General features: G+C 68.2%; 12 protein-coding genes. 6 read left to right on the forward strand and 6 right to left on the reverse strand.

Going from position 1 to position 15,553, the window contains the following annotated elements; translation table 11 throughout:
* Nucleotides 1-380 precede the first annotated feature (380 nt).
* Nucleotides 381-1,976 (forward strand): peptide chain release factor 3, encoded by a 1,596-nt coding sequence (locus tag LY41_RS18305; RefSeq protein WP_253865271.1) that lies wholly within the window; start codon nt 381-383, stop codon nt 1,974-1,976.
* Nucleotides 1,977-1,992: 16 nt separating this feature from the next.
* Here the strand turns inward: LY41_RS18305 and LY41_RS18310 are convergent, their stop codons facing one another.
* From LY41_RS18310 to LY41_RS18320, 3 genes are all read right to left on the reverse strand, one after another.
* On the reverse strand, nt 1,993-3,147 hold the full coding sequence (locus LY41_RS18310; protein ID WP_253865272.1) for a DUF1015 family protein: 1,155 nt from the start codon (nt 3,145-3,147) through the stop codon (nt 1,993-1,995).
* On the reverse strand, nt 3,144-4,181 hold the full coding sequence (locus tag LY41_RS18315; protein WP_253865273.1) for an NAD(P)-dependent oxidoreductase: 1,038 nt from the start codon (nt 4,179-4,181) through the stop codon (nt 3,144-3,146). The genes LY41_RS18310 and LY41_RS18315 overlap by 4 nt, the downstream gene beginning before the upstream one ends.
* A gap of 231 nt (nt 4,182-4,412) precedes the next feature.
* Nucleotides 4,413-4,628 carry a hypothetical protein gene (locus LY41_RS18320; RefSeq protein ID WP_253865274.1) on the reverse strand — a complete coding sequence of 72 codons (216 nt, stop codon included), beginning with the start codon at nt 4,626-4,628 and terminating at the stop codon, nt 4,413-4,415.
* A gap of 374 nt (nt 4,629-5,002) precedes the next feature.
* Here LY41_RS18320 and LY41_RS18325 point away from each other — a divergent pair, with 374 nt between their 5' ends.
* The 3 genes from LY41_RS18325 (at nt 5,003) to LY41_RS18335 (ending at nt 9,214) form a co-directional block, all read left to right on the forward strand.
* Nucleotides 5,003-8,116, forward strand: coding sequence for a sensor histidine kinase (locus LY41_RS18325; protein ID WP_253865275.1), 3,114 nt, complete (start codon nt 5,003-5,005; stop codon nt 8,114-8,116).
* A complete protein-coding gene (locus LY41_RS18330; RefSeq protein WP_253865276.1) occupies nt 8,113-8,502 on the forward strand; it encodes a roadblock/LC7 domain-containing protein in 390 nt (129 codons plus the stop codon). Before LY41_RS18325 ends, LY41_RS18330 begins: the two co-directional genes overlap by 4 nt.
* Before the next feature lie 115 nt (nt 8,503-8,617).
* Complete coding sequence (locus tag LY41_RS18335) at nt 8,618-9,214, forward strand: GTP-binding protein (protein WP_253865277.1); 597 nt, start codon at nt 8,618-8,620, stop codon at nt 9,212-9,214.
* 11 nt (nt 9,215-9,225) lie between these two features.
* On the opposite strand, the gene LY41_RS18340 is transcribed toward LY41_RS18335, so the two are convergent.
* From LY41_RS18340 to LY41_RS18350, 3 genes are read right to left on the reverse strand one after another with little or no spacing between them, the layout of a single operon-like run.
* Nucleotides 9,226-10,518: a (Fe-S)-binding protein gene (locus LY41_RS18340; RefSeq protein WP_253865278.1), complete on the reverse strand. Its 1,293-nt coding sequence runs from the start codon at nt 10,516-10,518 to the stop codon at nt 9,226-9,228.
* Complete coding sequence (locus LY41_RS18345) at nt 10,518-11,891, reverse strand: FAD-binding oxidoreductase (protein WP_308292273.1); 1,374 nt, start codon at nt 11,889-11,891, stop codon at nt 10,518-10,520. The genes LY41_RS18340 and LY41_RS18345 overlap by 1 nt, the downstream gene beginning before the upstream one ends.
* Nucleotides 11,888-13,339, reverse strand: a complete 1,452-nt coding sequence (locus LY41_RS18350) for an FAD-linked oxidase C-terminal domain-containing protein (protein ID WP_253865279.1) — start codon at nt 13,337-13,339, stop codon at nt 11,888-11,890. Before LY41_RS18350 ends, LY41_RS18345 begins: the two co-directional genes overlap by 4 nt.
* Nucleotides 13,340-13,869: 530 nt before the next feature.
* Here LY41_RS18350 and LY41_RS18355 point away from each other — a divergent pair.
* Both LY41_RS18355 and ku read left to right on the forward strand, forming a co-directional pair.
* Nucleotides 13,870-14,475: an HSP18 transcriptional regulator gene (locus LY41_RS18355; RefSeq protein WP_253865280.1), complete on the forward strand. Its 606-nt coding sequence runs from the start codon at nt 13,870-13,872 to the stop codon at nt 14,473-14,475.
* A 40-nt stretch (nt 14,476-14,515) separates the two neighbouring features.
* Nucleotides 14,516-15,484, forward strand: a complete 969-nt coding sequence (gene ku / locus LY41_RS18360; RefSeq protein ID WP_253865281.1) for a non-homologous end joining protein Ku — start codon at nt 14,516-14,518, stop codon at nt 15,482-15,484.
* Nucleotides 15,485-15,553 lie beyond the last annotated feature (69 nt).

Below are 15,553 nucleotides of genomic sequence, written 5' to 3' on the forward strand. Positions count from 1 at the left end.
CTACCACTCCGGTGTGCGTGAGGTGTTCCGATCGCCGCGTCGCGACCGCATCGCCGACGCGGGTGACTGCGGGCGACGGGTGGGGATGAGGAGGGGGGGCGAGAAGGCGGAACCCGTCGCCCCCGACGGCGACGGGTTCCCCGCCGGCTCGCGAGAGCCGGCGCATTCTCGCCACTCCCGAGCGGGCGAGTGTCGAGGAGTACCCGGCAGTCGGCCTGCGCAAACCCGTCCGTGGGTGTGCGCACGGGGCGGTCGTCGGACGGGGAGAAGCGCGGGTCCGCGAGCGCAGATCCCGCAGTGATCAGCGCGCGAGGCGGCAGGAGTACATGCGCGGCACGCGCGTGGAACGGGCATTGTTCGCGCGGGTAGCCTGGAGGATTGTGTCCACTCCTCACGACGCGTCCGCCCTCGACGAGGCGCGGCGCAGGCGGTCGTTCGCCGTTATCAGTCATCCCGACGCCGGTAAGTCGACGCTGACGGAGGCGCTCGCGTTGCACGCGCGTGTGATTTCCGAGGCGGGTGCGGTGCACGGGAAGGGTGGCAGGCAGGGTGTCGTGTCGGACTGGATGTCGATGGAGCAGGCGCGCGGCATTTCGATCACGTCGGCGGCGTTGCAGTTCGAGTATCGCGACTGTGTGATCAATCTGCTGGACACGCCTGGTCACGCGGACTTTTCCGAGGACACGTATCGGGTGTTGTCGGCGGTCGATTCGGCGGTGATGTTGCTGGATTCGGCGAAGGGGCTCGAGCCGCAGACGTTGAAGCTGTTCGACGTGTGCCGGCATCGTGGTATTCCGGTGTTGACGTTCGTCAACAAGTGGGACCGGCCGGGTCGGGAGGCTCTGGAGCTGTGTGATGAGCTCCTCGAGCGCATCGATCTGCAGCCGATGCCGTTGACCTGGCCCGTCGGCGTGGCAGGACAGTTCCAGGGCGTGCTGGACGTGCCGACCGGGCAGTTCGTCCGGTACTCGCGGACTGCGGGGGGTGCGACGGCCGCACCCGAGGAGCACCTGACGTCCGAACAGGCCGACGTCGAGGTCGGCGAAGCCTGGACGACCGCACGCGAGGAGTACGACCTGCTCCTCGAGTCCGGCGGCGAGTTCGACGAGGAACGGTTCCGCGACGCGTCTGCGACGCCGGTGCTGTTCGGCGCGGCGGTGCTGAACTTCGGCGTCCGTCATCTGCTCGACCTCGTCGTCGACCTGGCGCCGCGGCCGGAACCGCGGGAGGACGTCGACGGCGCGCCGCGGCCGCTGGACGGTGAGTTCTCGGCGTTCGTGTTCAAGGTGCAGACCGGTATGGATCCCGCCCACCGCGACCAGGTGGCGTTCGCGCGCGTGTGTTCGGGTGTGTTCGAACGCGGCATGGTCGTCACGAACGCCACGACGAAACGGCCGTTCGCGACGAAGTACGTGCAGCAGGTGTTCGGCCAGAAGCGGTCCACAATGGATGTCGCGTATCCCGGGGACGTGGTCGGCCTGGTGAATGCGACGGCGTTGCGGGTCGGCGACACCCTGTATTCCGGCAAACCCGCGGTGCGCTTCCCGGGTCTGCCGCAGTTCGCGCCTGCGCACTTCGCGGTGGCGACCCCGTCGGACCTGAGCAAGGCCAAGCAGTTCCGCAAGGGCGTTGACCAGCTCGGAGCGGAGGGCGTGGTGCAGCTGCTGACGTCCGACCTGCGTGGCGACGGCGCCCCGGTACTGGCCGCTGTCGGGCCGATGCAGTTCGAGGTTGCCTCACACCGGCTCGAGCACGAGTTCTCGTGTCCGGTGAAGCTCGACCGCTTGCCCTACAGCGCCGTGCGGAAACTGGGTGACTCGTCGCAGCGCAAGATCGTCGACGCGGGCAGGCGCAGCGAGGTCCTCGACCGCGCCGACGGCACCGAGCTCGCGGTGTTCGAGGACGAGATGTCCCTGCGCATTCTCCTGCGCGCCCACCCGGAGCTCGAACTCGAATCCCTGCTCGCCGAAGGCTGACGCCCACCGGGGCGGTTCACCGGTCGCCTGCCGACTGCCGCAGGAACAAGCCGTGCCCGGCCTTCGGGTCGAACCAGGTGGACTTCGGCGGCATCACATGGCCGGCATCCGAGACCGCCATGACCTGGTCCACCCGCGGAGGGCTCGGCAGGAACCCGACCGCGTGGTGCTCGTCGCACCAGTTCGCGATGGCCGCCGTACCGGCACGGCCGGACAGCGGCGTGTTCCCTTTCCCCTCGGGCAGTACCGGCGCGATGATCGCTTCGTCGAGGAGAACCGTGTCCACTGTGGATAGCGGATGCACGGTGGCGGGCGGAGGCACGACAGTGTGCGGCTGGTGCAGCCACAGCCGATACCACCGGCCCTCCAGATACATCGACACCGACCCGTGGTCCGGCCGGATCGCGTCGGACGGGGCGAGTTCGTGGAGTCGTGCCACCACCGGTTGGCGGGCCAGCTGATCGAGCAGGACCGGCGCCGGTGTGCCCGCCGGGCGCGGGACGCACCGGGGGTAGCCGAGGATGCGCAGTTGATCCCTCGGGAACAGCACAGCGAGCGTGAACGAGCAGGTCGTGGCGGCACAGCGTTCCGCGGCCGCCAACCGGTGATGCCCGTCCGCGATGTAGAGCACCGCGAGCTCGGCCAGCTCGTCGTACACGGCCCGTACGGTGTCCGTGTCGTGCGCGATCCACACCGTGTGCTCCTCGTGCTCGCGGGTGACGCGCACGTGTGGTTCGCCCGCGGCGACGCGCGTGATCAGCTCACACAGCACCGGACGTTCCTGGTGGGCGAGTGTGACGGGCAGCTGCTCGACACCGGAGCGCTCGGTGAGCTCGGCCAGCTGCCGCTCCCGGCCGTGGTCGGTGGCCTCGTGTCGCCGGATCCGCCCTTCCCGGTAGTCGTCGACCGCGACCTCGACGACGACGCCGGTCTGTTGATGCGCGCCGCTGGTCACCCGGTAGACCAGCACGGCAGGCTCCGGGAGTCGGTGCAGCACGCCGCGCTCCACCAGACCGGGAAGTTGTCCGGCAGTGGCCGGTTCCGGCAGGTGGGCGGCGCGCTCCGGGTTCAGCACCAGCACGCGCGGTGGCCGGATCGTGACACCGGTGTTGCGGCCGTCCGGGTTCCGTGCGGCCGCAACGCGGGCCGACAGTGACTGCGGTGCGCTCATGGTCGGCCACCCGAGCTCGTGGAGGTGGGGAAGGAGGCTGCGACGGCCCGTTCGACGGCGTCCGGGTTGACGCAGTGGGGCGGGGCGTCGGAGGGCGCCGCCGAGGCGAAGGCGGTGACGATCCGCACCACCTCGGCGGCGACCGCGTGCTGGGCCTGCTCGGTGGAGGCGCCGATGTGGTGCGTGCCGTAGACGTTCGGATGCTTGGCGAGCCGCGAATCCACGGTCCCCGTGCCGGCGGCGGGCTCGTCGGCATAGACATCGAGACCGGCACGCACGCCGTTGCTCTCCATGGCATCGATCAGCGCATCCTCGTCGACGAGGTCGCCGCGAGACGTGTTCAGCACGATCGCCCCCGGCGGCAGCTGTGCGAGCAGGTGCCGGTCGACCATCAGGCGGGTGCCTGCCGTGGCGGGCACATGGAAGGACAGCACGTCGCAGCTGCGGGCCAGCTCGTCCAGCGAGTCGACGAAGACGGTGCCGATGGCGCGTGCCCGCTCCCGCGTCTGCTCGTCACGGTTCGGGTTGGCGAGTGCGTGGACACCGGCGCCGAATGCTGCCACGCGCTCGGCGAACGTGAGCCCGATCCGGCCGAGCCCGACGACGCCCACCTTGCGGCCGTGGATGCCCCGTGCCCGGGAGTAGCGCTTCTTGTCCCAGTGGCCTGCTCGCAGGTCGGCCACGTTGTCGGGAATGTTGCGGTCCAGCGCGAGCAGCAACCCCATGGTCAGCTCGGCGACCGCGACGGCATTGCGGCCCGGCACGTTGCAGACGTGGACGCCGTGGCGCGCCGCGGCGTCCACGTCGATCGTGTTCGTACCGGAGCCGGCGCGGATCACCAGGCGCAGCGAGTCGGCGGCCTCGACGGCGTCCGCCGTGACCGTGGTGCTGCGCACGATCAGCGCGTCGTGACCGGTGAGCGTCCGGGGTAGCTCGCTGCCCGTGGTGTCGGGCACGTAGGTGCAGTCGTGCCCGTGTGCGGTGAGTTCGGCGCGGTACTCGTCCGGGAACGCGTCGGCGACAAGGATCCTCATCGGCCACCTTCTCTCGGCGCGACGAATCTGTGGGTGTATCGGCGTGGGCGTGAGAGACGCACCCGCGGCGACGCCTTCGACCCGAGGCGACCTTCCTCGGAGTGATGTTGCGTATAGCACAATTAGTTGCCTATGACGCAATGGTGGGGATAGGTGCCGAAGTGCGTCAACACCTGCGCGGCGACCTCGAACCGTCCGGTTTTGCTGGCGAACTGTGTGCCGGGTTCGCCGTCAGTCGTCCGTGTCGTGGATTGCGGCGTAGAGACAGGCCAGCGCCGCGACGGTGAGCGCCGCCGCCGGCACGATCGGCCACCACATCGACATCGCGTCGGCGAGGAAGAACTGCACTGCCGCGGTGACGGCGAACGTTACGGAGAGCAACACGAACAGCATCCGCTCGATGGGCGGTTGCTGGAGCCGGAGGTCGCTCAAGGGGCGCTTGAGCATGACTTACCTCCCGTCGGGACAAGTGTGGGCGAAAACGGTGTCCGGTATGCATATCGCTGGGGCGTCCGCGAGGGTTACTGTCGAGTTCGACGCGACCTTCGTCGTCCACCGGATGGGTCATGACCTTGATCACGTCGAGTTACTAAATTGCTGTTCGTTCAGGGGTTGAAAACGCAGCTCGCTCGCTTGGCGTGTGCTAAGAGAGCGGATTCGGCCGGATCACCAGCGTTGACTCTCCCGACCGGGCTGCATAACCTCCGCGCTGCGTGGTCGGGCCGCCCGTGGCAGTTGGCGACCCGGCCCGATGTGCAGTCAGCTCGACGGGGACGGGGGCCCTGGGCAGTCATCCGGCGTCGATGAAAGGGCCTCGAGGCGTGCTCACCAAGCCTGCCAGGCGTTCACTCCGCGGACGTGTGCTCGCCGCGGCGCTCGTACCGAGCGTGGCATTGCTGGTGGTCGGCGTCGTCGTGTCCAGCTACCTGATCTACGACGCGATCAAGGGCCGCGACTTCGTCGTCCGGGTCCACGAGGCGGCCGAACCCGGCGTCGACTTCTTCGGTGCGATTCGTGCCGAGCGGCGGCTCACCCTCGAAACTCTGGCGGGGTCACCCGCCGATCGCGAACTCGCCGAACAGCGTGCCGCGACCGATGCGGCGACCAAGACCCTGATGAGCGACGTCGACGGGATGGTCGACGGCGCATCCGACGAGATCCGCGGCGTCATCGAACGGCTCCGGGGACAGCTCGGTGAGCTCGAACAGTTCCGAGGCCGGGTCGACGGGTACAACGGACCGAACGGCCCGACGCTGCAGGACGCCTACGACCTCTACAACCGGATCATCGACACCGTCGCGGCCGGTCTCACCGGTGTGGCCAGGCTGACGCCCGACGCTGAGACCGCATATCTGCGCGTTCAGTCCATGCCGCTGTTCACCGCTGCCGACGGCATGGCGCGGGCCGATGCGCTCGCCGCCGCCGGGCACGTCGCGGGCGGGTTGAGCGACGAGGAATTCCGTACCTATGCCGGCCAGGTCGGCGCCTACCGTGCTCAGCTCGCGCGCACGTCGATGACCCCCGAGGTGCGGGCCGAGTACGAACGGCTCGTGGCCAGCGACGCGTGGCAGGTCGTGGCCGACGTCGAGAACGCGTTCCTCCAGGGCGGTACCCAGCAGGTGCCGGTGTCGCCCGAACGCTGGCACGAGGCGGCGAACGAGGTCGGTTCGACGCTGATGTCGCTGTACATCGAGCAGAGCACCCATGCCACGAACGAAGGTATCGACCGCGCCGAGCGCACGCTCGTCGGCGCACTCGTCGCCGGTGGTGCGTCCTTGGTCGCCGGGTCGCTGCTGATCTTCTTCGCGTGGCGGCTCGCGCAGTGGCTGGTCCGGCGGCTCGTCCGGCTCCGCGAGGAGACGCTCGACCTCGCCGACAACCGGCTTCCGGACCTCGTCGGGCGGGTGCGGGCGGGTGAGAACGTCGACGTCGTCGAACTCGAATCGGTCGACCACGGTGAGGACGAGATCGGCCAGGTCGCCGATGCGTTCCAGAAGGCGCAGCGCACCGCGGTCTCCGCGGCGATCGAGGAATCGCGCGTACGTGAAGGAACCAAGACGGTGTTCCTCAACATCGCGCACCGCAGTCAGGTGCTCGTGCACCGCCAACTGAAGGCGATCGACGACGCCGAAGAGCAGCTCGACGACTCGGAGCAGCTGGAGATGCTGTTCCGGATCGACCACTTCGCCACGCGAGCCCGGCGCAACGCCGAGAACCTGATCATTCTCGGCGGGCAGCAACCGGGCCGGCGGTGGCGTAATCCGGTGTCGATCGCCGACCTCGTGCGTGGTGCGAACGCCGAGATCGAGCAGTACCGCCGCGTCGACGTGGCGTCACTGCCGGACGTCGCGGTGATCGGCCCTGCCGTCGGCGACGTCGTCCACCTGCTTGCCGAATTGCTGGACAACGCGACGGCGTTCTCACCACCGGATTCACGCGTCGTGGTACGCGGCGACGCGGCCGAGACGAAGGGAGTCGTCCTCGAGGTCGAGGACCAGGGTCTCGGTATCGAGGAGGAGGACGTCGAACGGCTGAACACGCTGCTGGCCGAGCGGCCGGACTTCAGCTTCATGGCGCTGTCGGACGAACCGCGGCTGGGCCTGTTCGTGGTCGCGCGGTTGGCGGCGCGGCACGGCATCCAGGTGCGGCTCCGGGAAGCGATCCACGGCGGCACGCGCGCCGTCGTGCGGCTGGGCCCGGAACTGCTCGGCACGCTGCCCGAGCACGACCGTCGCGACACCGGGTCCGGCACGGGTGCCGGTTCCGATCCGGGTACCGGTCTCAACTCGGTCGGCGCGGCGGTTGCAGCGGGTCCGGGAGCCGGCGATTCCGCTGGTGGCGCGGCGTCCGAACCTGCGATCGGCTGGCCGGCCGCGGAGCCGGCCGAGGCGGACTCCGGGCACGCCACCGCTTCGCGTGTGGATGCTCGGCCCGGGGATTCTCGTGGTGCGGATTCACGCGGCGGAGGTGACGAGGCCGCAGGTGAGGCGGCCGCGGGGACGTCGGCGTCGGTGAGTGCCATTCTGTCCGGATCGCACCCGAAGGTCGAAGCCCCGGGGACGGGGTGGTTCGGCGCCGTGACCTCTCCGGGGCAACAGCAGTCCGACTCGCCGCAACCGTCACAGGGGCAACTGCAACAGCAGCCGCCGGCCCCGCAGCAACCGCGCGACCAGCAGCCGGGCGAGCAGCAGCCGTCGGACGTGCAGCAACGGCAGGCACAGCGGCCGGAGCGGCAGGCTCGGCAGGCAGGGCAGACTCGGCAGACAGGGCCGCAGCAACCGGACAAGGACCAGCGCGCCGAATCGTGGCCCTCGTCGGGAGTGGAATCTCCGGTGGACCGGCCTGGACGGGCGCCGTCGGTGCAGGACCGGTTTCTGCGTGACGAGCGCGCGGCCGGGGAACGGCCCGGTGACCTCGACGGGCGGACGGAGCTGCGTCGGCCGTCCCGACCGGAGCTGTCGCGTCGCAGGCCGCAACGTCCGGAGCCGCCGACCGAACCTCCGGCACCGCCGGCGGGGCAGTCGTCGGCACCGGATCCGTCGGCATCGCAGGCGGCCGCGCCGCAACCGTCGGCGCGACAGCAATCGCAGGCCTCCGGGCAGGTTCCGGGGCCGGGGACACCACCTCGACCGCGGAACCCGACACACCATTCCGGCCAGCAGGCTGCGGTGCCTCCGGCAACCGGCGGATCCGGACCGCAGGCGAAGCCGTCGTTGCCGCGGAGGCGTAAGCAGGAGAATCTTGCTCCGCAGCTGCGGGAGGCGCCGGCGGACTCGCCGGAGCCGTCGGCACCGGGGCCGGAAGGCCGAGGTGCGAACGCCGACGCGGCGAGGAACCGATTTGCGGGATTCCAGCGTGGCACGGAACGTGCGCGGCACGATCAGGGGAAGCGGGAAGGCACGGGCCTTTTCGCGAGTGGGGAAGGACCAGGATGACAAGCAGGGGTAGTGAGCTCGGCTGGTTGCTGGACGACCTGGTGCAGCAGGTCACCGGTGCCGACAGAGCAGTGGTGTTGTCGGCGGACGGCCTGTTGATGGGCAACTCGAGCAACATGGCCGCTGAAGAGGCCGAGCACTTGTCGGCGGTGGCATCCGGGTTCCAGAGTCTCGCGAAGGGGACCGGTCGCCAGTTCGGTGGTGGCGGCGTGCGCCAGACGCTCGTGGAGATGGACCACGCGTTCCTGTTCGTGACGGCCGCGGGCAATGGTGCGTGCCTGGCGCTGATGACCTCGGCCGATGCGGATATGGGCATGGTTGCCTACTCCATGAACATGATGGTGAAGCGGGTCGGGGCGGTCCTGAGCGCGGCTCCGCGGACGTAGCGGCCTCTCGTGGTCGGTACGCGGTCGCGTGCGTGGTTGGCTCACCTGCGAGCATGTGCAACTACTGAAAGGCGCTCCAGCGGATCCGAACACAAGACGTACGCAGGCGGTTTCCATGACACCCGGACACTCCGAACCCGGCAGTGGAGAGGCTACGGCCGCGAAACTGTTGATCGCCGGTGGTTTCGGCGTCGGTAAGACGACGCTGGTCGGCTCTGTCAGCGAGGTACCGCCGCTGCGGACCGAAGAGTCGATCACCGAGGCGTCCGCGGGCACCGACGATCTGACAGGTGTCGAGTCGAAGGTCAGCACCACCGTGGCGCTGGACTTCGGCCGCATCACGATCAGTCCCGAGCTGATCCTGTACCTGTTCGGGACGCCGGGGCAGGACCGCTTTTGGTTCATGTGGAACGAGCTGGCCGAGGGTGCGATCGGTGCCGTCGTGCTGGCCGATCCCCGGCGTCTCGAGGCGTGTTTCCCGGCGGTCGACTTCTTCGAGCGGCGCAGTGTGCCGTTCATCGTGGGCGTCAACTGCTTCGACGACGCCCACCGCTACACCGCCGACGAGGTACGGGACGCCCTCGACCTCGCGCCCACGGTGCCCCTCATGCTGTGTGACGCCCGCGACCGCGCCTCGGCGAGGGACGTGCTGATCACGCTCGTCGAACATGTCATGCACCAGTACGATCTGGCCCATTCGATGGCACCATGAGCTTGGCCTGGTCATTCGGTCATACGAGCCTCCGTCGGCAGGCGCCCCTGGATGGACGCGTCGATCACCTGCACCGGGTGCAGCATCGGCACGTCGTCGAGAAAGCGCTGCAACTGGAGTAGGCAACCGGGGTTGGCCGTGACCAGTAGCTCCGGTGCGACCGTCCGTACGTTCCGTGCCTTGCGTTCGCCGAGTTCCTCCGCGGGTTCGGGATTGAGCATGTTGTAGACCCCGGCGGAGCCGCAGCAGAGTTCGGCTTCGGGCAGATCGACCAGCTCGATGCCGGGCACGGTTCGCAACACAGATCGGGGCTGTTCCCGGATTCCTTGCGCATGCCCGAGATGACACGCATCGTGGTATGCCACCTTTGCCTCGACCCGATGCCGTTCGGCCTGTGGCTCGAGCTCGGCGAGTAGCTCCGTGACGTCGCGGACCTTCGCGCTGAACGCTTTCGCTCGTTCCCTCCATTGTGGATCGTCGGCGAGCAAGTGTCCGTATTCCTTCAACGACGATCCACATCCGGCCACGTTCACGACGATGTTGTCCACCGGAAGTTTCTCGAAGGTTGCGATCGTCTGCTTCGCCTGTTCCCGAGCATGGTGTTCACGCCCGGCGTGCAGCCCGAGAGCGCCGCAGCATCCTTGATCGCGCGGTGTCAGCACCTCGCAACCTTCCGCCGCGAGCACACGCTGCGTCGCCGTGTTCACCTCGTGGAAGAACACGTCCTGCACACAGCCCGACAGCAGTGCCACCCGTTTCCGGGGCGTTCCTGTCGGCCTGATGCGGCGCGGCAGACTCGCGAACGCCGAACGGATCCGGACCGATGGCATCAGCGCCTGTACGGCCCGCAGGCGTGGCGGCAGCACGCGCGCGGCGAGCGCCGGCAACCCCAGCTTCTGGTAGAGCGCACCACCGATGGCCGCCGCCCGCAGTCGCCTGCGATAGGGGAACAGCGCGAAAATCCCGTTCCGAAACCATCGGTCCGATCGAGCGCGTGGCACGTGCCGTTCGACCTGCGGCCGCGTCGCCTCGAGCAGGCGGTCGTACTGCACGCCGGACGGGCAGGACGTCACACACGCCATACATCCGAGACACGCGTCGATGTGTTCGGTGAACGCGCCCTCGAGTTCGATTTCGCCCCGTTCTGCCAGGTCCATCAGGTAGATCCGGCCTCGCGGCGAGTCCATTTCCTCACCCCACAGTTGGTACGTGGGGCACGTCGGCAGGCAGAACCCGCAGTGGACGCAGTCGTTCAACAGTTCTCGCGACGGCGGGTTGGTCGCGTCGAAACTCGAATCCGTCACTAGTCCTCCTGTTCCGAGTCGGCAGGTTCCGCCCCGCCGGAAGAATCCGTCGGTGCCTGCACCACGTGGGATGCCGCCTGCGATGCGGCCGCCCGTGGAGTCGGATCACCCTGCTGTGCCGTCGACCTGTCCGCCGCGTCCGGAGATCCGGTCGATGCGGGAGACGTCGTGGGCGGTGCGGTTGCGGCAGCCGTGCCGGCGGTCGGCGACGGCCCACCCGATGCCGCCGCGACCGACGAAGCCGGTGCCGCGCCGGCATCCGTGGCGGTTCCGGCCCCAGCGACGACGTTCGGTCCCAGCCAGGTTCCGAATCGCCCGGGATCCAGTCGGCAGGTCGGGTCGAGTTCCCGTTTGATCGCCTGCAGGACCCGCAGTGCGGACGGCTGCTGGCCCCATGCCCGTATGTTCGGATCAGTGGCCCGCACGACCGAGGTTCCTCCGGCCTCGGTGACGGCATCGTGGACCCGGTCGACGTAGGCCGCGGGGGCCGACAGCGTCGCGATACCGGTGGCCAGGCCGGCCGCAACCGGAGCGTCGAATCGCCCGAGTACGTCAGGAAGACGACTGGGCCGGCAACCGACCCGAACCGTCGCGTCGTCGACCAGCCGAGCGTGCTGGTCCCACGAGTCCGCGGCGTCGTCCTCTGGCAATACTCGGCCACCGGTCAGCTCGGCGAGTGCTCGGGCCCTGACTGCGGTGCCGTCGGCGGTTCCCTCGATACGGGTCAACAGGATGCCGTCGGCCCACTCGAGAGACACCGGTTCCTGGGCCTCGGCCAGTATCGACCGCGTGTGCCGGGTCGCTTCGTGCAGCGTGCAGTCCAGCGCCACGGTGCGTTGTGCCTCCGGAACGGGATGCAACCGCAGCACGACCTCGGTCATGAGTCCGTACACGCCGTACGAACCGTGCATGAGCTTCGCCAGGTCGTAGCCCGCCACGTTCTTGATGACGTGGCCGCCTGTCCGGGCGGGGGTGCCGTCCGCCAGCACGACAGTCGCTCCGATGACCAGGTCACGCATCGATCCGAAGCCGAGTGCCAGAGGGCCGGAGTCGGCGGTGGCGATCAGCCCGGCGACCGTGGCACCCCGGCGCACTCGTGCGGCGTCGAACGCGATGCGCTGGCCGTGCCGGGCGATCTCGTCCTGTAGCTGCGCCAGCGGCGTGCCCGCGCCGACGGAGACCGTCATGTCGGCCGGGTTGTAGGCGCGGATCCCGGAGAGACCCGTCGTGTCGACGACCACGTCGGCTGCGCCGGGGGCCTCGGCCCAGGCCGCGGCCGTGCCCGCACCCTGGATGCGTATCGCACCCCGGGTCTCGGTGAACGCTGCGCACACCGACCGTAGGTCGGTCGGTGTGAGAGTCGTGGCGGTCATAGGCGCTCGATCACCCCGGCTTCTTCCAGCGGATGCGGTCGGTATCGTCCCGGCTGCTCACCGCACAGCCTCGGCGTGGGAAGCAGTTTTCCCGGGTTGCACAGGTGCTGCGGGTCGAACGCGGTCCGCACTCTGTCCATCGTGGAAAGGTCGGCCTCACCGAACATACGCGGCATGGAACATGCCTTGTCCGTACCGATGCCGTGCTCACCGGACAGTGATCCGCCCAGCTCGACGCACAGCTCGGCGATGTCGGTCGAGAGCTCTTCGGCACGTTCCAGTTCGCCCGCGTCGTCGTCGAACAGTACGAGCGGGTGCAGGTTTCCGTCGCCCGCGTGGAAGACATTCGCCACCCGCAGGCCTGCGTCGCGGCCCATGTCTTCGATCCGGTTCAAAACCTCGGCGAGTCGTGTCCGTGGGACGACTCCGTCCTGCACGATGTAGTCGGGGCTGATCCGGCCCACGGCCGCGAAGGCCGCCTTTCGGCCCTTCCAGATCTTCGCGCGTTCCGCTGCGGTTCCGGCGATGTGGAGTCGGGTGCAGCCGTGGCGCTCGCAGATCGCCCGCACTTCGTCGAACTGTGCGGTGCACTCGGCTTCGGGGCCGTCCAGTTCGACGACGAGCGCAGCCGGTGTCGTCAGCGTGTAGCCCGCGCCGACCGCCTTCTCGGCCGCCTGGATCGCCAGGTTGTCCATCATCTCGACCGCGGCGGGGATGATGCCGGCCGCGATGAGATCGCTGACGACCTCGCCCGCCGCAGTCACCGAAGGGAAGTCCGCCAGCAGCGTGCGCACCGTCTCCGGCACGCGGAGCAAGCGCACCGTGATGTCACAGACGATTCCGAGTGTTCCCTCCGACCCGATGACCACTCCTCGTAGGTCGGGGCCGAGCTGCTCGTCGCTGTCGCTGCCGAGCGTCACCGTTTCCCCGTCCGGCAGGACGACGGTCATCGACAGGACATGATTCGTGGTGAAGCCGTACTTCAAGCAATGGGCCCCGCCGGAGTTCTCCGCGATATTGCCGCCGATAGTGCATACCTGCTGGCTCGACGGGTCGGGAGCGTAGTACAGCCCGTGTGTGGCTGCCGCCGTCGTGATGTCGAGGTTCGTGACACCGGGTTGCAGCACCGCTCTCCGGTCGACCGGGTCGATGTCCAGGACGTCCCGCATTCGCTGTAGTGAGATCACGACGCCGTCGGCGACGGGCATGGCGCCGCCCGACAGCCCGGTGCCCGCGCCGCGCGCGACGAACGGGACGTGGTGTCGATGACAGGCGCGTACGGCCTGCGCGACCTGCTCGGTGGCGCGGGGGAGCACGACGAGGGAGGGAATCTGGCGAAAGCCGGTCAGGCCGTCGCATTCGTAACTGCGCAGCTGAACCGGGTCGGAGATGACATTCTCCGTGCCGACGGCCGCGACGAGTGCCTTGTGGGCTGCATGGTCGAGCATCGTCGCTCTCCTGCCTCAATCGTGCGGTGGGGTTCCGCAACACCCGAGCGCGGGCAACGACGCTGCGGTCCGACCTGTCTAGGCTGGGCTCCGCTCTGTCAGCTGCTCTTCGTGCGCGGCTCTTCGGCGTGCTGCTCCTCGGGAAGCTGTTGTAGATCCGGGTGGTTCGGATGTCACTCGGATGGCCTGAAATTCCGGATCGAGACTCCTGCCTGGGATTCGGAACTCGTGAGTCGGAGTCCGGGTTCCACCTCCATTTCGAATTACGAAACCGACTTATCGAAACAAGAAACTTTAGATCCGGCGCGCCCCTGTTCGTCAACCCCACGGCCCGCGGTGCAGTCGTCGCGTGCGAAGCGCCAGTCGTAGGCGAACTCCCGCTCGTTCCATGGTCGATCCCTGTGGTGGCTGATCTGTGTGCCGGTTGGTTTGTGTGGCGGCCCGGACGCTCTTCGTGGTCGCCTGCACTCCTTGATAGCATCGTCGTCGTTCCGTTGACAAGTCCTGGGCGTCGTCGTTACGTTGACGGAGTGGATCGATACGAAGAGCTGCGGGAGACGGTCGAGCGGGCCGCTGACGACGACGCGGTGGAGGCGGACGACGTGGTGTCCGCACTCGAGGTGCTGCGCGAGGTACGTGAGGAACTCGCCGATTGGGAACCGCGCCTGATCGCTGCCGCACGCCGACTAGGGGTGAGTTGGGCGGAGCTCGCGCCCGCGTTGGGGGTAGCGAGCAGACAAGCGGCGGAACGGCGGTATCTGCGGCTCCACAAGCCCGAGCACAAGCCCGAACACGAGGCCGAATCGACTGCGGACGAGCGGGTCCAGGCTGAACGTGATCGCCGTGCCGGGCAACGGGCCGTGCGAGCGTGGGCGCAGGACAACTCCGAGGTCGTCCGCAAACTGGCGGCGCTGGTCGGCTCGCTCGACGATGTGGGCGACGAAGCGCGGGTTCATGTCGATGTGGTTTCCCGAACCCTGGGCGACGACGATCCGGTGCTGTTGATCTCGCCGATGGTGTCGGCTGCAGCCCATCTGCGTGACAGTCACCCGGATCTGGCGGCGCAGGTCGACGGCGTGAATTCAGAGGTCGAGCAGGCCCGGCGCGACGCCGTCGATCGCAGGGTCGGACGGTGAGTGGTGTCGATGAACTGCGACAACGCGTACCGTTCCCGATATGCGCGTCATGTGGAAGGGTGCGGTGTCCTTCGGGCTCGTGACGATTCCGATCCACTTGTACGCGGCGACCGAGAGCAAGAACGTGTCGCTGCGTCAGGTGCACGAAGCCGACGGCGGACGCATTCAGTACAAGCGTGTGTGCACGGTGGATGGCGAGGAAGTACCGTACGCCGATATCGCCAAGGGGTACGAATTATCCGACGGCGGCATGGTCGTGTTGACCGACAAGGAGCTGTCCGAGCTGCCGGTCTCGACGTCGCGGTCGATCGACGTGCAGGAGTTCGTGCCGCTCGAATCCATCGATCCGATCTATTACGACAAGAGCTATTACCTCGAGCCGCAGAAGGCTGCGATCAAGCCGTACGTGCTGCTGCGCGACGCGTTGCACAAATCGGGTCAGGTCGCCATCACCAAGGTCGCGATCCGACAGCGCGAATCATTGGCCGTACTGCGAGTGGTCTCGGACGTCATGGTGCTGACGACGATGTTGTGGCCCGACGAGGTTCGCGATATCGATTTCCCGTTCCTTCGGGAAGATCCACCGGAGGTGCGAGCGCAGGAAATGTCGATGGCGAGCTCACTCATCGACTCGCTTTCCGACAGCGTCTTCGAGCCCGACAAGTATCAGGACAGCTACCGCGAGGCATTACTGGGGCTGATCCAGTCGAAGATCGACGGCAAGGAGGCCGAGCGTCCGCCCGCGGCTGCGGCGGAAGCCGAGATCACCGATCTCATGTCGGCGCTGCAGGCGAGCGTGACCGCTGCGAAGGAGGCGCGGGAAACCGGCTCGGACGGCGACGCCGGGGATTCGGGTGGCCACGGTTCGGGCGGCAGCGCCCCGAGCGGATCCGGTTCGGGCGACGAGGACGCTTCGGGCGAGGAGGACGCGGAGTCGAGTGGTGCGGCTTCCGGGATGGACAAGGACCGGAGCGGTGGTTCGGGCCGATCCTCCCGCACATCCGCCTGACTGTCGGCGAGCCGCAACTACCAGGTGTAACGGGTTCTCGTACCGGTCGGAACGCTGTCGTGAGGCCTG

This window comes from Prauserella halophila (genome assembly GCF_024171895.1).
Taxonomy (GTDB): Bacteria; Actinomycetota; Actinomycetes; order Mycobacteriales; family Pseudonocardiaceae; genus Prauserella; species Prauserella halophila.